The organism is Heyndrickxia sp. NPDC080065 (assembly GCF_050281185.1).
GTDB lineage: Bacteria > Bacillota > Bacilli > Bacillales > Bacillaceae_C > Heyndrickxia.
Window position 1 is genome coordinate 85,854 of sequence record NZ_JBNNWS010000018.1, and the last position, 18,773, is coordinate 104,626.

Below are 18,773 nucleotides of genomic sequence, written 5' to 3' on the forward strand. Positions count from 1 at the left end.
AGTTCAATTATAAAAAGGTGAATGAGTGAATGGGGAAATTAAAATGTGAAAATAAAGACAGAAAGGAGCAGTTATCTTGAAAGAACATCAAGAAAATAGTAAAGAATTTCATCCAATCATTTTATCTTTTGTTTTGTTCTTAGTTGCATTATTCGTTTTTTTTACTGGTCGGTCATTTCCAAATATAAGTCTATGGATCCACATCTGTTTGTATTTTTTGATAGACATTGGTTTTATTGTTTCGCTAATTTTAGGTGTCAAAGTTAAAAATACAAGTGTAAAAATATTCAGTATCCTATTAAATACTATATTTATCATACCACTATCAGTATTTTTATTTCTATTATTATTGGCCAATGGAATCTCAGAACCATAAAGACGACTATATCTGAAAATATGTCTGATAAGACAGCCTTAAAACTTTCCTAATTGAAATATTTACCACATATGTATTATTAAAACCTTTCAAGTTAGGAGGAAATTATGTCTTATCCAATTTCGAAACCATACCTAATAACACATAGTTTGCTGCCTGAAAATCAAGAAACACCCATTCAATTTATTACTTCTGATCTAATAAATAAGCAATTCTTTTATAAACGGAACCACTTTCCTTATCCGACATTTTCTCATTTAAACTTTTGGTTACCAGTAAATGGATTAGTAAAGCGACCAATATTACTATCCATGCAAGAGATCCTTCAATTCCCATCAAAAACGGTGAAAGCTGTCCTCGAATGTTCTGGAAACAAACGAAATCTATTTAAGCCTAAAGTATATGGAGTACAATGGGGAAAGGGTGCAATTAGCCAAGGTTATTGGAAAGGTGTCCCCTTACGTTCCCTTCTTGAACGATCTGGAATAAAAGAAGGTGCAAAAGAAATTGTCATAGAAGGATATGACTTTGGAAAAAGAACGGATCAAGATAAGGTTTCCGGTTATGCTAGAAGTTTACCTATTGAAAAAGCTCTCCATCCTGACACTATCATTGCTTATGAATATAATCATCAACCAATTCCATTTAAACATGGTTATCCCCTTCGACTAATCGTTCCACAATGGTATGCAATGGCTTCAGTAAAATGGATTAAACAAATAACAATCATTGATGATAATTTTTCAGGAGCATTCCAATCAATTGATTATGTGTATTATCCAAATAAAGTGAATAACCAAGGAGCTTTCCCCGTCACAACTATACATGTAAATTCAACCATTCAAAAACCATTAGACATGGAAATTCTAAATACCGGTATGCATAAAATAAGAGGCATTGCTTGGACAGGAGACGGTAAAATTACATCGGTAGAAATCAGTACAGATAATGGGCGTTCATGGTCAAACGCAAAAGTTAATTTTACAGATTACAAGAGTTATGAATGGGTAACTTGGTCTTATGATTGGGAAATTACAAAAAAAGGTGAATATACAATTATGTCTAAAGCAACAGATTCAAGCAATCATGTTCAGCCTCAAATTCCATTCTGGAATAGAAAAGGATATGGATATAATGCAATTGATCAAATTAAGGTGAAGGTAGAGTAGTTGGCTGTCCCTATTTTGTCTTTTAGGAACATAGAAGTTTTTTATATTGCATGAGATTTTTACATTCAACATCTACAACCCTCCTAATTTATTCCATCAACTACAATTTTATGGTCGTACATTTTTTCGTAATCTTCAATCTAATATGTACATTAATATCTAAAATCATATTTGGAAGGACTTCCATTCAGTGGATCTATTTTTGGAGAAAGCCTAGCCTGATTCACTAAAACAAGTTTTTTGCAGCTAAAAGAACTTGTTAATATGGAAAACTTACAAAATCAAACCATTATTTTATTTATGAATCTTTCAATACGTTACTTCATATAGTGTATAAAATGGGGACGGACTATAATATTACAATACTTTTTGACTATGGTGCTAAATTCTCTACAACAAAATATTATAAAAGAAACCAAACTGCGATGGTGGATTAATGGTTATTATTTTCGACCTCATTTTTTTACGAAGCAGTAACTAAACTATTCCAAACTTGAAAAGGAGGAATAAAATGCCAAAAACATTATTTGAAATTGATTTAAGTAAACCGATGCAAGAACAAGCACATCCGGGACATAACAGATGGCATCCGGATATTCCTGCTGCTTTTTCTGTCAATCCAGGAACATCTTTTCGAATGGAATGTAAGGATTGGACCGATGGACAAATTAGTAATAATGACAATCCAAACGATATTCGGGATGTCATTTTATCCCGTGTCCATGTTTTAAGCGGTCCAGTTTATGTAAATGGTGTAGAGCCAGGTGATTTATTAGTCGTTGATATTTTGGATATTGGTGCATTGGCAGATTCAGAATGGGGTTACAATGGTATTTTTGCAAAAGAAAATGGCGGAAGCTTTTTAACTGAACATTTTCCAAATGCCGCAAAATCAATTTGGGATTTTCATGGGATATATACTACTTCAAGACATATTCCTGGAGTGAAGTTTGCAGGAATCATCCATCCTGGTCTTATAGGTGTTGCGCCTTCCCTAGAACTTCTGCAAAAGTGGAACAAGCGTGAACAGGAACTAAAAATGACCGATCCTAATCGTGTCCCAGAATTAGCAGCGAGCCCTGATCCGCGTAATGCCGTGCTTGGAACATTAAAAGGTGCAGAATTTGATCGGGTCGCACGTGAAGGTGCAAGAACAGTACCACCAAGAGAAAATGGCGGAAATTGTGATATCAAAAATTTATCTAAAGGTTCACGAATATACTTCCCTGTCTTTGTCGATGGAGCCAAGCTTTCAGTTGGTGATATTCATTTTTCACAAGGTGACGGTGAAATCACATTCTGCGGAGGTATAGAGATGGCGGGGTGGATTGATCTTCGTGTGGATGTGATTAAAGGTGGAATGGAAAAATATCAGATCAAAGAAAACCCTGTTTTCAAACCGGGACCAGTTGAACCACATTACTCTGATTATTTAGTCTTTGAAGGAATATCAGTGGATGAGACTGATGGAAAACAGCATTATTTGGATGCACATATTGCTTATCGCAGAGCGTGCTTGAATGCGATCGAGTATTTAAAAACACTAGGATATACAGGGGAACAGGCATATATGATTTTAGGGACAGCACCAGTTGAAGGACGAATCAATGGAATTGTGGATATACCGAATGCCTGCTGTACAGTGGCAATCCCTACTCAAATATTTGACGAAAATATTTTGCCGAAATGATAAAAGAGATTTCATAGGGAGTGACCATACCATGCCTAGCTATACATTTCATTGTAACAATTGCGGAGAATTCACCCTATTTTTTTCATCAATGAGCGGCAATAAATCACATGCAAAATGTCCAAATTGTCAACTTGATTCCAATCGTGTCTACCTACCACCAAATCTTTATTCATATAGTCAAGAAATTCGAACAAGAATAGAAAAAGGAATGGAACCACGTATAATGACTAAAGAAGAATTAGGTCCAAAAATGATCAAAAGGAATTCGAATTTACAGAGGCCCTGGCAAGTGGGAAATTAAAAACGATTAATATGGTATTTTTGATCAAAAGTAGTTTGCCTTAAAAATAATAATCTATAGGTAAAAAGCCTTATACCTACATTAGTATAAGGCTTTTATTAGTGATTAAAGGACATTCAGTCATGTTCCATAGATTTTAACAATTTACTGCTTGGGATACGTTTCCTTCAAAAAATTTACAGAGCCTATAATTAACTCTTTTAATACTTCTACATCTATATCTGCAAATTTATTGATATAGACACACCCTTTCCCTACCGTATGTTTCCCAAATTCCTCTAACAATTCCTCTCGCTTTGGGTCTCCAGGAGAGAAATATAAACTGATTTTCGCCTTTCTAGGTGAAAATCCAACTAGAGGTGCATCACCTTCGTGACCTGATTCATATTTGTAATGATATGAACCATATCCGATAATACTTGTTCCCCACATTTTCGCTTTATACCCTGTTACCTCCGTAAAGATATCTAATAATTGGTATGCGTCTTCACGTTTCTTAGGGTTTTCGATATTTTCAATAAATTCAATGACACTGCTATCGTTTTCTTTCGTTTTTAATTCGTACATAATCTGTATCTCCCCTCTTCAATAACGACAAAAGTCTAAATGTGATTAAAATTCACTAATTTAAGTACTTCTACAACATTACCATTAATCCCTACTGTGAACAAAAACAATTGTAAAATGTGCAATTTCATATTTAAGTGTATTTATTTCAACTAAAAATTCAATTATTCTTATAATTCACCTTTTCAATAAAATATCTATGTGTTACTATATATCTAAATGATATATATCAAAATGATACAGGTGATTAAATGACAACAATAAATCATACAAAATATGCTATTTTAGGTCTGCTAACTGTTGGGTGTCGATCCGGATATTCGATTAAGCAAATGATTGACGGCAGTTTAAACCATTTTTGGAAAGTAAGCTATGGGCAGATTTACCCCACGTTAAAACAGCTAGTAGATGAAGGTCTTGCAACAGTAGAACAGACAACACAAGATGGGAAGCCAGATAAGAAGGAATATAATATTACACCTAAAGGACAAATAGCCCTACAAGAATGGATCCAAACACCATTGAAAGAAATTCCAACAGAAAAAAATGAACTCCTATTGAAACTATTTTTCGGTAATCATCAAAGTGATTCCACAATCCATGATCATTTAGCACAATACTTACAAAAACTCCTAGAACGGTACAACACCTATGATTCCATTGAACAAATGATTCATAAGAACTTATTAGATCAATCCGGTGCTAAATTTTGGCTAATAACATTGGATTATGGAAAACGAACCACACAAGCATCCATTGAATGGTGTGAAAACACAATGAAAAAAATAAAAAATGTACAGGAGGAAAAGGGATGAGTAAAATATTTCAAGGTCGCTTCACTGCTGATCAAGAGGATGAGATCGTTGTGTTCATTATTGGTATGCGCGTGAACAAATGGTGGGCTGTCCATAAATGGTTCCCTGTCTTTAAAGCGATGCCCCCTATGATCAAAGAACTTTATACAAATAAAGATCTTGGTTTTCTATCCATGGAATCATTTTTTGGGTTTCGAACTACTCTTATGCTGCAATACTGGCGGTCTTCAGAAGATTTATTATCTTATGCGAAAGGCCAAGTACACCTGACCGCCTGGAAAAAATTTAATCAAATAGCAAGAAATAATGACGCAGTCGGAATATATCATGAAACCTATATCATTCCGAAAGAAAACAGCGAAACCCTTTATGGAAATATGCCGTTATATGGACTTGCACGTGCCCTTGGAAATAAGCCTGTTACACCTGAACTTAATACGGCGCGTAAACGACTAAAAGCATAACACTAAGGACCCCATTGAAAAACGATTCAATGGGGCTTTTTAATACTAGAATTTGATTTTCCTAGTACCACCACTTCCCCTTTAATTTCTTTACATTTGAAGAAACTATGAAATGTATCCTACTTTTAAAGTTTAAAAATAATCTGATACACAAATAGTAAAATTAGGAGAAAAAGAAAAGTTAGAAAAATTTTTGTACCCCTTCTCAATACTAATACTGGTATACCTGATGTATGAGCAAAATGAAAAGCCGTTAATCCAGCTAAAATTCCCATTGTGAGAAACCACGGCTCATAAAATAAAAGATCCCATAAAACTAAACTTTTCGCATTGACTACACTCCAGCCTTGAAAATGAATCGTGATAATGCCTAGTAAATGAAGAATCTTTGTAATGATTCCGCTAACACCATGCGCAATTAAGAAGGCGGTACCAGCAAGAGTCGGGAGCAATAATAGTAGTCTAGGAATTTTTCTCCCTCCAATTATTGGCACCCGATAAGGAACAATTTTTCCCCAAGGCTTGATTAGTAAAAGCAAAGCAAATCCACATGCCATGATGACGACACCAGCAACGTAACTTGCCATATATCCAGATGCTGGGTCTTCGAATTGACCAGGCAGTCCTATCGATCCACCTGCAGCTTGATAAAACCGAACAAATACTGCGTACATTAAAGCCCAAAGGAAACCTAAATAACCTGGCCATACTGATTTCTTCATAAAGCGCTCAAATTTATTTAATTCATCTGATGGAATATGTTCACCTTTTATCATGTTTTTCATTCCTTTTTTATTCGGTAAATAAACCTAAATACTTCCGATAATGTGAGAAAAACTAAAAAACAACAAATACAAATTCAGAGAATTATCGCTCATTAGCTGAAGAAATTAGTAATTTAATATCAAAAGCGGACATTGAGTCCGTTATTTTTATTAAATGGCCATAATTTAAGTGCTAAGCAGGCTTCGACTTTACAATTGGATTTTAGCTGAAATTATCTGAGTTGGATAGACACTAGTTCCGTTATTTAAGACAAAATGGGTTAATTTATTATATGTGGTTAAAACAGCATGTAGATTGTATCTTCCGCGGTTCAACCGTTGATTAAACTATTTTTAATCTACATAAAGTTTTCTCTATATTTCTAAAATATCCTTCTATAAAAAGGGACACGGAGTCCCTTTTCTCTCTATCGTCGTCCTGTTTTCCTACGAAACATCCATGTGCACCAAATAAAGGATCCAAGAAGAATAATTGTGCACCACCCTATTGCCCACCATGCACTATTATTAATTGGCGTGTTAGTAAGTAACCCGCGAATGGTTTCTATTACTGGTGTTATAGGCTGGTGAGCAGCTACCCCTTGCAGCCATTTAGGCATCGTTTCTGTTGGAACAAACGCACTAGAAAGATACGGAAGGAAAAGCAATGCAAATCCGTAACTACTAGCTGCAGAAGGACTAGAGGCAGCTAAACCAATTGCTGCGTAGAGCCATGTAAATGTCAGAATGAATAGTGTAATAACTCCAATTGCCCCTAGCCATTCCACCAGGCTTGCAGATGGTCGAAATCCAACTAAAAGTGCAACACCAAAGACTACCGCAGTTGCAAAAAGATTCCTTACCAGACTGGCAATAACATGCCCAGTGATAACATGAATGCTTTTAATCGGCATCGTTCTGAACCGGTCTATAATCCCATTAGTCATATCCTCAGCAACATCCACCGCTGTACTCGATGATCCGAATCCTGCACACAACAGGATAATACCTGGAACCACATATTTGACGTAGTCTCCACTTGGATCAATTGCCCCTCCAAATACATACGTAAATAACAACATAAGCATAATTGGAAGTGCAATAGCCATCACCAGTGCCTCAGTGTTGCGCAAACTATGTCGAATGCTCCTTCCAATAAAGACAGCATTAGTCACACCAAAAGAAGGCACTTTTGTTTTTGTAGTTGGGATATTCATCCTAGGATACCTCCTTTTTAGAAGATGTTAAGTCAAGAAATACATCATCCATGCTCGGACGGCGGATATTTACACGTGCTCCCTCTGGGACTTTATCAGCAAACATATCTAGTACAAGTTTTAGCTCTTGGACACTTCCATCTATCGGTACCTCACGGATGACTTCGTCGTTAGCGTTACGTATTTCGACTACTTCGCCTCCAATACGTGATTTTAATTCTTCTGCTGTCCCTTGAGCCACGACACGACCATTTGCAATAACTGCTATGTCATCGGCTAGTTGATCCGCTTCTTCTAAATATTGAGTCGTTAAAAAAATTGTAATCCCTTTTGCAGCAAGGCTTTGAATGATATCCCAAAGTGCTCGCCTACTCCTTGTATCAAGACCAGTTGTTGGTTCATCTAAAAATAATACTTGTCTCGCAACCACTAAGCTAATAGCAAGATCTAAACGTCGGCGCATGCCACCTGAGAAAGTCTTCACTCGCTTATGTGCGGCATCTAAAAGATCAAAAAACTTTAGAAGTTCTGTTGCACGTGCACGGGCTTCGGAAGCCGAAAGTCCTGAGAGCCTTCCCATCATACGTAAATTTTCTTCCGGTGTTAATTTTTCATCGACAGCAGCATGTTGCCCTGTAAGACTTATTGATCGTTTTACTCCTTCTTTGTCGGTTACAACATCGTACCCTACCACATGAACGCTTCCTTCATCTGGAACAACCAATGTGGAAAGAATATTTATTAGTGTTGTTTTCCCAGCACCATTTGGTCCAAGTAATGCGAAGACTTTCCCTGCTTTTACAGAAAGGTCAATTCCGTCTAAGACTACATGGTTACCAAAACTTTTTCGTAATCCTGCTACTTCAATGGCAAAAGTATTCATAAATCATCATCCCCTTTGTGTATAATATAAACTGTTTATTGCATACACAGTATATTGCATATACAATTACATTGCAACCACAAATTTTTTAAAAAATATTCAGATATCTTTTTTGAATCATTCTGAAATATGGGAATAATGTTGAATTAGTGTAAATGGCTATCATTACTGTTTTCGCAAATAAAAAAATGATAAAAAGTTGATCGTTGTGTATAAAGTTCTAATCCTAGAAGAACTGCACTGATACATTTTGATTACTAATAGAGAATACTTTCACATTAAGGAGGAAAAATCCATGGATGATAAAATAGCAGAAACTTTACCATATGGTGTCGCACTTAGCTGGGGCTTGGGCAAACAACCACAACGAGGCCCGAAACGGGAATTGAGTCTACAACAAATTGTCGATGCAGCAATTGCCATCGCTGATAAGGACGGGCTTGCTGCAGTCTCTATGAGCAAAGTTGCAGCTTCGCTTGGATTCACACCTATGTCCCTTTATAGATATGTTCCTAGTAAGGACGATTTGCTTTTGCTTATGCAGGACGCAGCATGTGATATCACTATCCCGCCGATTAGGGATGGGGCAAGTTGGCGCGAGAACATACGCGAATATGTTCAAACTACCATAAAAGTATTTAGAGACCATCCATGGTTTGGAGACATACCAATCTTCGGTGCCCCTATTACACCGAACCATCTTAAGATTGTAGATTGGATACTTCGGGGGGTACGAGAACTTTCTTTAAACGATTATGAAAAGATGTCGATTATACTTCTAGTTAGCAGTTATGCTCGCGCATGGGGCATTTTACAACGAGATATGGAACAAGCCATTCAGGCAGGAGCTACTGCTAGTACATTTAGTGGGCAGGATTATAGCGAGGCACTTAAACAGCTGGTCACAGCCGAACGCTTTCCAGATCTATATCCTCTCATTATGTCTGGTACCTATACTGGAGAGAATATTGAAGAGACCAACGATGATGACGATTTCGATTTTGGACTTGAACGAATTCTAGATGGCATTGAGCATTATCTTGAGTTGAAAAAAAAGCATAATAACATATAAAGCTTTCTTTATTTGGGACAAGGGGACAGACACCTTGTCCCAGTTTTTGTTATACAATCGAAAGCATTTTAATTAATGATTTGTCCATTCACTGGCACCATAATATGTTAACGAGTTTAGTAAAAGGACATTTTTAAAAGAACGATTGAAACGTTGAAATTATCTTCATCAAAAGGACTTTCGAAAACACTTCAACGAGAGATTTATCCTCGATCTCCCATCAATCAATCATTAATAGGAAAAGTAATAAAATTTATCCCTTCCATTCTTCCGCTAACATGCCATATACCACATGGTCAACATAATGATCGTATAACCATTCAGCTTGGCGGATGCATCCTTCGTTGACAAAACCAAGTCTTTCAGGGATTAAGCGACTTTTTTTATTTTCAGAAGCGGCTCTAATTTCTATTTTATTTAATTTTAGTTCGTTAAATGCATAATCAATTAATGCTCTAGCAGCCTTCGTCATTATTCCCTTTCCTTGATAACCCTCACCAAGCCAATAACCAATTTGAGCCGTTTTGTTAGACCAATTGATCTGATTGAATCCAGCTGTCCCAACAATTTCCCCATTATATAAAATCACCGTTGTCATACTTCTATTCGCAGCATAACCATTTAAGCATCCGGAAATAAAATTTTGTGTATCTTCAAGTTTAATAGTCGAATCAAGCCACGGCAACCATTCTCGTAAATAGCTCCGCGACTGATTCGTTAATTCAAATACTCTATTAGCATCTCTTAACTCAATTAATTTTAATGCTAACTCCTCATCAATTTTATAAATGAACATGTTTTCCCCTCGCTTTTTATGTATCTAATGAGCTTTGTAAACGGAATACTTTCCATTGATGCATATGTTTGCCTATCTGTACTTCCGATGAAATCTCAGTTTGTGTTCCAACAAGTAACAAAGCCATTTTATAAAATATACACTATCAATATTAGTTTATCTATTATTAAGAGACGATTGGATGGAAGAATCTCGGGGATAATCAATAGAAAAAATATAGAGAAATCAAAATAATGTTTACAAACCAAAAGCAATAATCAATATATATTTCGATCCTCACTTGCTAGTTCATTTGTCATGATACTATCTAAAAAATAGTATACTGTTAAGGATACTTCTATTATATTAATCATTTACTATATTAATATAGGGACAATGGACCTGACCCTTCGTCCCTAAAAATAATCTTATATCTTCAATTGTTAGGCCTAGTTTTTTTGCTTCTAACAATAATTCAATCCATTCTCGATCTAAGTCAATGTCTTTGCATTCCTTCATTCTCTCTCCTCCAATACATCTTTTTACCTTCCAAATATCTAAGTGAACATGTAAAAATGAAATTTTATTTCCATTTAGTATCATTCTGTTTTTTCTGAAAATTATACAAAATAAAACTATACAATTTCTGTACAGCATTTAAAATCATTTGCAAAATTAAAGAATCACTAGCAAACTTTATAAACCTGTTCAACGAATTTTGAAACTCATTATTTGAAAGTTGCCCTATGTATTTGTTATTCTAAAACAGTATTAGTAACTTCATCATATTAAAGGAGAGAGATGCTGGATGAATTTTGTTACGTTAAACAATGGATTAAAGATGCCTCAACTTGGCTTTGGTGTATGGCAAGTGAAAGATGAGGAAGCAACTGCTGCTGTTGCAAAAGCGATTGAAGTCGGCTATCGTTCAATTGACACCGCAATGATTTATCAAAATGAAACTGGTGTTGGGAAAGCAATCCAACAATCATCTGTACCTCGTGAAGATCTTTTTATTACTACGAAAGTTTGGAACAGTGATCAAGGTTTTGAAAACACATTACGTGCATTCGATGAAAGCCTAGAAAGATTAGGTCTTGATTATGTAGATTTATATTTAATTCACTGGCCAACTCCTAATTTTGATCAATATGTTGATACATATAAAGCATTGGAAAAGCTCTATCATGATGGTCGAGTAAAGGCAATTGGCGTTTGTAACTTTGAAATTGAGCATTTAGAACGAATTTTAGCTGAATGTGAAGTAAAGCCTGTTCTCAACCAAGTGGAATGTCATCCGTACTTAATTCAAAAAGAATTAAAAGAGTTTTGTGCAAAACATAATATTTTCGTTGAAGCATGGAGCCCACTTCAACAAGGCGGAGAAGTGTTAAATAACGAAACTGTTCAAAATATTGCACAAGCACATGATAAAACACCTGCACAAGTTGTATTGCGCTGGCATTTACAAAATAGCACTATCGTCATTCCAAAATCTGTAACACCATCAAGAATCGAAGAAAACTTCAATGTTTTTGATTTCGAATTAAGTACAAACGAAATGGAAGCAATTACTGAGCTTAACCGCAACGAACGTAAAGGTCCACATCCAAACGACATGCACGTCAAATAATGAGCTGGGACAGAGGGTCTGGTCCTTTGTCCCATCCGGCAAGCATTATTATTATAAAAATGAACGCTGATGCTCGTATATCAGCGTTCAAAAAATACATTACAAGAATATTTTTTTGGATTTACATGAAAATTTAAACATTTCTCATTACCCACTAAATCTATGCTTCCGTCTTTAAACTCAATGGTACCCCAATATCCACTTTTTCTTTTTCCAAAAATCCCTTTATATAGTGGTAAATCTCCGTTGGCCGTTCTTCTGGGATAGCATGTCCGGTTTCCTTTAATACTATCAACTCAGAATTGGCCAAGTCCTGACTCAGCGTCTCTCCAACATGAAGCGGCATAGATTTATCGTTGTCTCCCCAAATTAATAAGCACGGTGTTTTTATTTGGTTCAATATTTCCGAAGAAAGATCGCCCTCGCGGTGGCGAATCATTCTTGTCAAGGCGACGAAGATTTCTTTTTGTAGAAAAGGCTCTAAATAGCCGTTTATCATATCATCATTAATTAAATCATGATTAAAGAGTGTATCTTGTAAGTTTTTCTTCACACCGGTTCGTGCAAACCAATATTTCAAGATGTAGTGAAAATATGGGATGTAGCTTGATATTATAAGTGGAAGCTTTGACTTTTTCAAATAAGCTGAGCTGCAAAGCAGGATCGCTTTTTCAGCAAGCTCTTGCCTCTTGTGAAGAATGTTCAACACAATTTGTCCACCCATCGAATGGCCCACAAAGATCATTTTTTTCAGACCCAAATGCTCTGTTAAGTTGATAACCGTATCCGCTAAATTCTTATAAGAATATACATATCGATGACATTTGCCGCTTTTCCCAAATGGTGGAAGGTCTAAAGAAAGCACTTGAAACTCCGTTTTCAAGAGAGGAATCAAATGACGGTAAGTAAAAGTAGAAGAAAGAAAACCATGCAATAATACGAACGTTTTCTCAGCTGTTTGGTTAGGATAAAATTCATAATATACATCAATATCATTTATTGACTGATGACCTGCTATTACAGATTGCTCCACTACCTCAACCTCCTGACTTTATTCCAAAATTATAGAAGTTAATATTCCCCAATAATTGTTCATTACATCCCCAGAAGTAAAAGTCAGAAAAGTAAAATTAGATATGACATACATAAATAACTATAAAAAATCATCCTATTTAAATAATTTAGGATTTTTGTTTAAGTTAGAAAATAATAGGTAATTATTCCTTCTTCTAACAAGTTTAATATGAGTCCTTTTTCCTATCCTATTTTTGGTAAAATATGAATATAAAGGAGGAATGTTCTATGGAAATGCAAACCAAAGATAATCGAATATATACAAATCAACTGCCAAAATGGGCAATTGTTTTTCATATTGGGTTTATTTCTCTTTTTTTAGTTATTGGAATCGGATTTTTAGCTATAGCTATAAAAGGAGCAATAACTAATGAGTTTGGTTTCTTCTTAATATTTTTTGCCTTCAGTGCAATTTTCCTTGGATTCAGTAGGTTTTGTTATAAAAACCTTCAAAACTATACGAAATATTTAATGCAAATCGAACTTGGTGAAGATGGATATAAATATTATTTTCATAATAAAAAGAATAAGGATAAAACATACGTTTTTATCCCCTACGAAAATATGGAATATGTGTTGATTGGAATGGACTACCAAGTTATGCCTAGGCAAAGAGTAGGGCATGATGTTCCAACACTCCAATCATTAAGAACAGCAAAAATAATAATTTATGGTGTCAGTTCAAATGGTCATCCAGTGGTATTAAGCTTTACTCACGGGAATCAAATTTACTTAATTGAATGGATTCATGTATTCCAGGAACATAATGTAACGATTTTCCAAACAGACAAAGCTTTAACAGCCACCCCTAATACCCCAGAAGGGATTCAAGAGGTACCTAAGCAGTTATATGAAGGGAACCTTTTATTTGAAGTTGGATCATTATCAAAGGATATGGATAATATTTTTTTAAATAAAAAGCAACAGGACGTGATCGAGAAAAATGTAAAAAAGCGGCGGAAAAAAGGGCTTTTGTACACAATGATTCTTTCCTTATTACAAATCATCATGATTTGTTTTTGGTTTCCAGAGTGGGATATTGAAGGAGGATCATTTGACGATGATTCTGGTTTGATACTTGCTTTTCTGTTCACTATTTTTACCCAGATTTTTATTTATCTGTACATGCGGCGAGTCAAATGGTATGACCCGATTAAGGATATGATTATTATCACTGTTGGTATTGTAATTGGCAGCCTCCTTTCACCTGCTGCTCGTCCAACTTTTCATTCCGCTGTAGAACACTATGGAGCCATGGTTGTTGGATGGTTTCTTTTTTCCATCTATGTCTTTAAATTATTTGGATGGTTATCCAAAATAGAAAAAAACAGAAAGAAAAATACTCACAAAGAAAGGGCTAGTTTTTAAAAAACTAGCTGTTACGTGACAATAAAGTTGTTTAATTTTGAAGCTACAAATACGCATTACACCGTACATAAATGTAGACAGAGTAAAATTAAGTTGTTTAATAATTTATCAGTGTAAAAATAAAAGTCTTGCTACACTTACTTATGTAACAAGGTTTTTTATAGAGGTTGCATTTTTAATTAATACGTTTATGTTTATCTTCAAAAATAATAAAGACATTCGAAAAACATAAGAAGAAAATCATCACTTTTTTGAGAGTGAAGGGTTTCCTGTTCCAATTGGATTTAATGAATCCGACCTGAATTTAGGAAACCAGAAATTGTTTTCAGATGCATTCTGCCTGAATTATTTACACGCAATGACTTTACATGGATTATTAGGACACTGCATAAAGCAATTCTGTTAGAAAAGACTTAAGGGATTTAACAGTAAGTGAGGATGGCAAAAAAATGCTCACTGCGGTTTTTGATGCTGAAACTCAGAAAACTATTTCAGCAAGTTCAAACTTTGAAAGAAAAAACCCTTACAGCTCCTAAAATGGAGCTGTTATACTTTTTGTCTAATTTTTTTACCAACCTGCAATGTTACTTGAATAACAAGAAGGCTTTACTCTTTATTGAAGTAAATCCCCCGTTAGCCATCCATGCAGCACAAAATCAGTGCTGCACCACAGAGAATGAAAATGGTTAGGAAGTCTCAATACTGATACTGACCTTAACCCAGGCAACCCTAATCCATAGACTTATTAATTAACGCTCTCCTCTTTTTTTACGATTGAGCAGAGTCTTCTTAGGTATTGTCATTTTATTATTTTTGAAGAAAATTATTTTCATGGTAGTTCAATAAAAAAGGCTGCCTTAAAAGACAGCTCGGTTCTTAAACTATTGCTACCCTTTAGTGAAATAAGCCATTATCAATTTTCCCAACTTATTATATTAAGTCTTATAATAAGGGTACTTGTTTGGATAAAACATCTTCATCCGTTCTCCATTCACATTTTGGACCAACCCCACCATATTCAAAAGCTACAATCCAAGGTTCATTCCAGTATCCGCCTTTTATTTTTTGAATAGCCCATATTGCCAAATTCCAATCTTCCTCAGTCATCGGCATACTATCACGAAGTCGACCTTTATCGTCTTTTTGTATTCCTGTAATATGAAGCTCTTTAAGTTTAGATACTGGAAGCTGTGAAATATAATCTTTCACGTTTAAACCAAGGCTCATTGATGTCATTTGTGCGTGTGCTGTATCGAGTAGCAATCCACAGCCTGTTTTATAAACAATTTCAGTAATCGAATCGGGTTTTATAATTCCTTTCATCATATTTTCGCCTTTTCCTCGACAGATTACATTTTCAACAATTACATTTTCAGCTCCAAATTTGTCGGCAACAATTTCAATATCACGAACGACTGCATCCACCATCATACCAATATAGTAAGGATTGTCGGTAAGGACATCTATTTCAGGATAATCTTTGGCAAAAGCAACAGCGTGCACATTTACAAAAGGTGTTTGTGTTGAATTTCTCAATTCATTGATTACTTCCCAATCAACATTATTCATCTGTCCACTACCCGCGTTTAAAGCAAAATGAATATAACAGGGCTTTGTTTTTTTCGCTTGCTGTATAAGTTCCTTACTAAAATCTGGACATTTAAATATATCAACTTCTATTGATTTGTTTTTTATCAACCCCTCTGCCTTAGGGGAATAATTGACAGCAACCTTCATAAAAATCACCTCATAATAAATTTTTAAGAATTACAAAAATCAATTTGACCAAACTCTGAGGTGTAGAACTCCTTCTTCAAGATTAGCACCCGTTACTTTAAGCGAATTTCTTCGCAATTTATTATCTCTTGTTTTTTAATTTACTTGAATTCGGTAGATATAGGAATTCCTTCTAATTAATGGTTATCGAATATGTTTTAACAATTGCTAGCCAAAAATAAAAAGACTAAAATCTTGTGAAAATGTTCCCCAGGATTCAAGCTCTTTTTGTCATCGGACCAGGTAGCGTTTTTTACCAACGGAATTACATACCCAGAATCATTTTTGTATATTTCTAATTCCACAGGAACTCCGAATGTAATACGATTGATGCTGTCATTTATTATTTTATAGGGCATACTTTTATTTTGTATTGACAATGGATAGGATTTTTTACTTAAAACCAGCTTTACTTTATTATTGGTTAATTGACCTGACCATACTTTGATTACTTTAAACCATTAAAATCACCACCGTTACCACAAGCAGTTAACAATAAAAACACAATAACTGTACAAACATAAGTGATAATTGTTTTGTATTCTTCATCCAATCTCCCCTCATCGCTTTATATGCCAGAAGATTTGATTTATTCCAAGGGTTTAATGGACAAAAACAGAAAAATGGTTTTCTACACACGTTCCCTTCTATATCTAATTTTTCTTATTAAGTTAATCTGCCACGCTATCTTAATAATTTCCACAAAAATAGCGTTAATCCTTCTTCGATTAACGCTACCCGTTAGTTAAAATGAAACCATTCACAATCTTTCTTCTTTTAAAAAAGGAGCTACCACATCAACTCATTTTCTACACTAAAACCCCCATAAAATATAGAAGCAGCCTAACAGCATATCGTTACCCCGATATTGCCCTTGTCAATAAGAATTAAATAATTCATTCTAATGCTTCCTGTATATACTTATATAATTCGGCATTCATCCCAAACTGCAAACTATTATCAGGATTTTCAGCATGGAATTTTTCAGTTTGTTTCCTTAAATCTTGGTCATACCCTGTGAATGAGTAAACAATATCACTCCATTTTTCTACCAATGCTTTTACCTTACTACTTTTAGGGGGTGTTCCATTTTCTTTTTCAAATTGTATTTGTTCCAAAATTATCCTAAATTCTTGTTCTACTTCTTTTAAAGTATCTTCATCATATTGATCATAATAACTCTTCATCATGTCTAATTGCTCTTTTGTAAAGTATTTTCCTTGATACATTTTCATTGCACCTAATAGTTTTGTTAATTCTTCAATGGACATTATTTTTTTACTACGAATTGTTTTTAAAGCACTTTCTAATTCATAAAGTAGATTTTGTTGAACTTGTATATCACTCTTTATACGAGTTATTTGAGATTCTATAATGTTGATGGCAATACCTTTTTCTTTGTTCATAATGACAGTCTTTATATCATCCAAAGATAACCCCATTTGTTTTAAAGCCAAGATCTGTTGAAGTATGACCAAATCCGTTTTTGTATAAAGCCTATGTCCAGACTCTGTATATTGAGAAGGAGAAAGCAAATCAATTTGATCATAATATCTTAAAGTTCTTATCGTTAAGCCCGTCAATGTTGCAAGCTCTCCTACTTTCCAGTATTCTTTCATACTTATTTCATCCTTATAAAATGTATTAATCGCACTGATTATCATTATTTCAAAATTCCTTGAATTTCATTATAACTGAAGCTATATGTCCTCCCACAGATTTGACAAGCTGTGTCAATAGCCTCTTTATTATTTATTGCCTGTTTTAATTCATTCTCGCTTAAAGAATGGAGCATCCCGAAGAACATTTCTTTTGAGCATCCACAGAAAAATTGGACAGGACTATATCCTATTACTTTTACATCCTTAAATAACTCACTTAGCTTTTTATCAATATTGTTCTTGCTATATTTATTCAAGTTAGTAAAGAACTCTCGATTCGTATTAACTGTGTGTTTTACATGATTAATTAGGTCAGGCTTAGCACCTGGAAGTAATTGAGCAAATATAGCATTACTGAATAGTACACAATTGTCATTTCCAAATCCAATATTGGCTCCTATATATGTTTGAGTTTGCTCACTCTGAATAAAATAATGTGAAATGTCATCAACAATGTTTCGGTATGGCATATCAGTTATGCCAGTAAATTGATTTATTGCAGATCCTTTTATCACACGAATAGTTCCTTTATTACCAATAAGTCGCTCAAGAGATATTTTATTAATATAATCATAAGGGGCTTTCAGTAATTCCCCATTGAGATAACCACGAACATTTCCTTTTGCATCCGCATCGGCAAAAATTTTATATTTTGGATCACTCATTGTCATATGAAGACTTATTCTTTGATCCCCTTTTAAGGTTCCTGAAATTAAGCTCACAACTGAAATGGTTTTTCCTAATGTTAGTTTAAGAGTTTTGTTTGTTTCTTTGTTAAGCCGAAGAATATCATTAATTATTATTGTATTATCAACAAAAAATAAACGAACTTGTTTGTCATAAATTAGTGTCTTAACAATTGTGTTTTTCATTTTACTTTTCCTTTCTCTTATTCACTGTTAAGTACACTATAAAACATAACGTTACGTAAGGTTCAAGTTTAAAAAAAATTCTGTTTAATCGATTTCCACATGATTATCCGATTTAGATGTTTGAAACTTAATTCAATTATTATAACATTCCCGCAATAGTCCGAATACCCAAAAATCCGTATTCCTTCTTTAAGTAAACTGCCCGTTCGTATTATAAGGTCAGCCAGAAAATATTTCTGGTTGACCATTTTTTATATGGTTTTATTATAACAGTAGCCAGGGTAGAACGTATC

General features: G+C 34.6%; 21 protein-coding genes. 10 read left to right on the forward strand and 11 right to left on the reverse strand.

All coding sequences use genetic code 11. The features are described from left to right. Nucleotides 1–76: 76 nt before the first annotated feature. The 4 genes from ACQKP0_RS20330 to ACQKP0_RS20345 all read left to right on the forward strand — a co-directional run bounded on the left by ACQKP0_RS20330 (nucleotide 77) and on the right by ACQKP0_RS20345 (nucleotide 3,539). A complete protein-coding gene (locus ACQKP0_RS20330) occupies nucleotides 77–376 on the forward strand; it encodes a hypothetical protein (RefSeq protein WP_427407662.1) in 300 nt (99 codons plus the stop codon). Nucleotides 377–483: 107 nt separating this feature from the next. Beyond that, nucleotides 484–1,545, forward strand: coding sequence for a sulfite oxidase (locus tag ACQKP0_RS20335; RefSeq protein ID WP_427407663.1), 1,062 nt, complete (start codon nucleotides 484–486; stop codon nucleotides 1,543–1,545). A 511-nt stretch (nucleotides 1,546–2,056) separates the two neighbouring features. Further along, the gene (fmdA, locus tag ACQKP0_RS20340) at nucleotides 2,057–3,235 is read left to right on the forward strand and encodes a formamidase (protein WP_427407664.1); all 1,179 of its coding nucleotides are present in this window, start codon (nucleotides 2,057–2,059) and stop codon (nucleotides 3,233–3,235) included. 31 nt (nucleotides 3,236–3,266) lie between these two features. After that, a complete protein-coding gene (locus ACQKP0_RS20345; protein ID WP_427407665.1) occupies nucleotides 3,267–3,539 on the forward strand; it encodes an FmdB family zinc ribbon protein in 273 nt (90 codons plus the stop codon). A 144-nt stretch (nucleotides 3,540–3,683) separates the two neighbouring features. On the opposite strand, the gene ACQKP0_RS20350 is transcribed toward ACQKP0_RS20345, so the two are convergent. After that, on the reverse strand, nucleotides 3,684–4,106 hold the full coding sequence (locus ACQKP0_RS20350) for a DUF1801 domain-containing protein (RefSeq protein ID WP_427407666.1): 423 nt from the start codon (nucleotides 4,104–4,106) through the stop codon (nucleotides 3,684–3,686). A 251-nt stretch (nucleotides 4,107–4,357) separates the two neighbouring features. On the opposite strand from ACQKP0_RS20350, the gene ACQKP0_RS20355 reads away from it, so the two are divergent. Continuing rightward, complete coding sequence (locus tag ACQKP0_RS20355) at nucleotides 4,358–4,921, forward strand: PadR family transcriptional regulator (RefSeq protein WP_427407667.1); 564 nt, start codon at nucleotides 4,358–4,360, stop codon at nucleotides 4,919–4,921. After that, nucleotides 4,918–5,385, forward strand: a complete 468-nt coding sequence (locus tag ACQKP0_RS20360; protein ID WP_427407668.1) for a DUF4188 domain-containing protein — start codon at nucleotides 4,918–4,920, stop codon at nucleotides 5,383–5,385. Before ACQKP0_RS20355 ends, ACQKP0_RS20360 begins: the two co-directional genes overlap by 4 nt. Nucleotides 5,386–5,510: 125 nt before the next feature. Here the strand turns inward: ACQKP0_RS20360 and ACQKP0_RS20365 are convergent, their stop codons facing one another. The 3 genes from ACQKP0_RS20365 to ACQKP0_RS20375 form a co-directional block, all read right to left on the reverse strand. Then, complete coding sequence (locus tag ACQKP0_RS20365) at nucleotides 5,511–6,161, reverse strand: DUF3995 domain-containing protein (protein WP_427407669.1); 651 nt, start codon at nucleotides 6,159–6,161, stop codon at nucleotides 5,511–5,513. Between the two features lie 416 nt (nucleotides 6,162–6,577). Further along, nucleotides 6,578–7,366, reverse strand: a complete 789-nt coding sequence (locus ACQKP0_RS20370; protein WP_427407670.1) for an ABC transporter permease — start codon at nucleotides 7,364–7,366, stop codon at nucleotides 6,578–6,580. Nucleotide 7,367: 1 nt separating this feature from the next. Then, complete coding sequence (locus ACQKP0_RS20375) at nucleotides 7,368–8,249, reverse strand: ATP-binding cassette domain-containing protein (RefSeq protein WP_427407671.1); 882 nt, start codon at nucleotides 8,247–8,249, stop codon at nucleotides 7,368–7,370. A gap of 250 nt (nucleotides 8,250–8,499) precedes the next feature. Between ACQKP0_RS20375 and ACQKP0_RS20380 the strand changes: the two genes are divergently transcribed. Next, nucleotides 8,500–9,321, forward strand: coding sequence for a TetR/AcrR family transcriptional regulator (locus ACQKP0_RS20380; RefSeq protein ID WP_427407672.1), 822 nt, complete (start codon nucleotides 8,500–8,502; stop codon nucleotides 9,319–9,321). Between the two features lie 253 nt (nucleotides 9,322–9,574). On the opposite strand, the gene ACQKP0_RS20385 is transcribed toward ACQKP0_RS20380, so the two are convergent. After that, a complete protein-coding gene (locus ACQKP0_RS20385; RefSeq protein ID WP_427407673.1) occupies nucleotides 9,575–10,117 on the reverse strand; it encodes a GNAT family N-acetyltransferase in 543 nt (180 codons plus the stop codon). Nucleotides 10,118–10,462: 345 nt separating this feature from the next. Next, nucleotides 10,463–10,615 carry an anti-repressor SinI family protein gene (locus ACQKP0_RS20390; protein ID WP_427407674.1) on the reverse strand — a complete coding sequence of 51 codons (153 nt, stop codon included), beginning with the start codon at nucleotides 10,613–10,615 and terminating at the stop codon, nucleotides 10,463–10,465. Between the two features lie 289 nt (nucleotides 10,616–10,904). Here ACQKP0_RS20390 and ACQKP0_RS20395 point away from each other — a divergent pair, with 289 nt between their 5' ends. Further along, nucleotides 10,905–11,729, forward strand: coding sequence for an aldo/keto reductase (locus tag ACQKP0_RS20395; RefSeq protein WP_427407675.1), 825 nt, complete (start codon nucleotides 10,905–10,907; stop codon nucleotides 11,727–11,729). A gap of 160 nt (nucleotides 11,730–11,889) precedes the next feature. Here the strand turns inward: ACQKP0_RS20395 and ACQKP0_RS20400 are convergent, their stop codons facing one another. Next, a complete protein-coding gene (locus ACQKP0_RS20400) occupies nucleotides 11,890–12,762 on the reverse strand; it encodes an alpha/beta fold hydrolase (protein ID WP_427407676.1) in 873 nt (290 codons plus the stop codon). A gap of 269 nt (nucleotides 12,763–13,031) precedes the next feature. Between ACQKP0_RS20400 and ACQKP0_RS20405 the strand changes: the two genes are divergently transcribed. Next, nucleotides 13,032–14,171: a hypothetical protein gene (locus tag ACQKP0_RS20405; protein ID WP_427407677.1), complete on the forward strand. Its 1,140-nt coding sequence runs from the start codon at nucleotides 13,032–13,034 to the stop codon at nucleotides 14,169–14,171. Between the two features lie 298 nt (nucleotides 14,172–14,469). Next, nucleotides 14,470–14,577: a hypothetical protein gene (locus tag ACQKP0_RS20410; protein WP_427407685.1), complete on the forward strand. Its 108-nt coding sequence runs from the start codon at nucleotides 14,470–14,472 to the stop codon at nucleotides 14,575–14,577. 536 nt (nucleotides 14,578–15,113) lie between these two features. Here ACQKP0_RS20410 and ACQKP0_RS20415 read toward each other — a convergent pair. The 4 genes from ACQKP0_RS20415 to ACQKP0_RS20430 all read right to left on the reverse strand — a co-directional run bounded on the left by ACQKP0_RS20415 (nucleotide 15,114) and on the right by ACQKP0_RS20430 (nucleotide 18,480). Further along, nucleotides 15,114–15,908 carry a DUF692 family multinuclear iron-containing protein gene (locus ACQKP0_RS20415; protein ID WP_427407678.1) on the reverse strand — a complete coding sequence of 265 codons (795 nt, stop codon included), beginning with the start codon at nucleotides 15,906–15,908 and terminating at the stop codon, nucleotides 15,114–15,116. Between the two features lie 197 nt (nucleotides 15,909–16,105). After that, on the reverse strand, nucleotides 16,106–16,396 hold the full coding sequence (locus ACQKP0_RS20420) for an immunoglobulin-like domain-containing protein (protein ID WP_427407686.1): 291 nt from the start codon (nucleotides 16,394–16,396) through the stop codon (nucleotides 16,106–16,108). Nucleotides 16,397–16,843: 447 nt separating this feature from the next. Next, nucleotides 16,844–17,566: a MerR family transcriptional regulator gene (locus tag ACQKP0_RS20425; protein ID WP_427407679.1), complete on the reverse strand. Its 723-nt coding sequence runs from the start codon at nucleotides 17,564–17,566 to the stop codon at nucleotides 16,844–16,846. A 44-nt stretch (nucleotides 17,567–17,610) separates the two neighbouring features. Beyond that, nucleotides 17,611–18,480 carry an Hsp33 family molecular chaperone HslO gene (locus ACQKP0_RS20430; RefSeq protein ID WP_427407680.1) on the reverse strand — a complete coding sequence of 290 codons (870 nt, stop codon included), beginning with the start codon at nucleotides 18,478–18,480 and terminating at the stop codon, nucleotides 17,611–17,613. Nucleotides 18,481–18,773 lie beyond the last annotated feature (293 nt).

What these genes read in the sequence shown, in the direction of transcription:
- ACQKP0_RS20335 (WP_427407663.1), top strand. Translation starts at nt 484, where the DNA reads ATGTCTTATCCAATTTCGAAACCATACCTAATAACACATAGTTTGCTG.
- fmdA (WP_427407664.1), top strand. Translation starts at nt 2,057, where the DNA reads ATGCCAAAAACATTATTTGAAATTGATTTAAGTAAACCGATGCAAGAA.
- ACQKP0_RS20345 (WP_427407665.1), top strand. Translation starts at nt 3,267, where the DNA reads ATGCCTAGCTATACATTTCATTGTAACAATTGCGGAGAATTCACCCTA.
- ACQKP0_RS20350 (WP_427407666.1), bottom strand. Translation starts at nt 4,106, where the DNA reads ATGTACGAATTAAAAACGAAAGAAAACGATAGCAGTGTCATTGAATTT.
- ACQKP0_RS20355 (WP_427407667.1), top strand. Translation starts at nt 4,358, where the DNA reads ATGACAACAATAAATCATACAAAATATGCTATTTTAGGTCTGCTAACT.
- ACQKP0_RS20360 (WP_427407668.1), top strand. Translation starts at nt 4,918, where the DNA reads ATGAGTAAAATATTTCAAGGTCGCTTCACTGCTGATCAAGAGGATGAG.
- ACQKP0_RS20365 (WP_427407669.1), bottom strand. Translation starts at nt 6,161, where the DNA reads ATGATAAAAGGTGAACATATTCCATCAGATGAATTAAATAAATTTGAG.
- ACQKP0_RS20370 (WP_427407670.1), bottom strand. Translation starts at nt 7,366, where the DNA reads ATGAATATCCCAACTACAAAAACAAAAGTGCCTTCTTTTGGTGTGACT.
- ACQKP0_RS20375 (WP_427407671.1), bottom strand. Translation starts at nt 8,249, where the DNA reads ATGAATACTTTTGCCATTGAAGTAGCAGGATTACGAAAAAGTTTTGGT.
- ACQKP0_RS20385 (WP_427407673.1), bottom strand. Translation starts at nt 10,117, where the DNA reads ATGTTCATTTATAAAATTGATGAGGAGTTAGCATTAAAATTAATTGAG.
- ACQKP0_RS20390 (WP_427407674.1), bottom strand. Translation starts at nt 10,615, where the DNA reads ATGAAGGAATGCAAAGACATTGACTTAGATCGAGAATGGATTGAATTA.
- ACQKP0_RS20395 (WP_427407675.1), top strand. Translation starts at nt 10,905, where the DNA reads ATGAATTTTGTTACGTTAAACAATGGATTAAAGATGCCTCAACTTGGC.
- ACQKP0_RS20405 (WP_427407677.1), top strand. Translation starts at nt 13,032, where the DNA reads ATGGAAATGCAAACCAAAGATAATCGAATATATACAAATCAACTGCCA.
- ACQKP0_RS20415 (WP_427407678.1), bottom strand. Translation starts at nt 15,908, where the DNA reads ATGAAGGTTGCTGTCAATTATTCCCCTAAGGCAGAGGGGTTGATAAAA.
- ACQKP0_RS20425 (WP_427407679.1), bottom strand. Translation starts at nt 17,566, where the DNA reads ATGAAAGAATACTGGAAAGTAGGAGAGCTTGCAACATTGACGGGCTTA.
- ACQKP0_RS20430 (WP_427407680.1), bottom strand. Translation starts at nt 18,480, where the DNA reads ATGAAAAACACAATTGTTAAGACACTAATTTATGACAAACAAGTTCGT.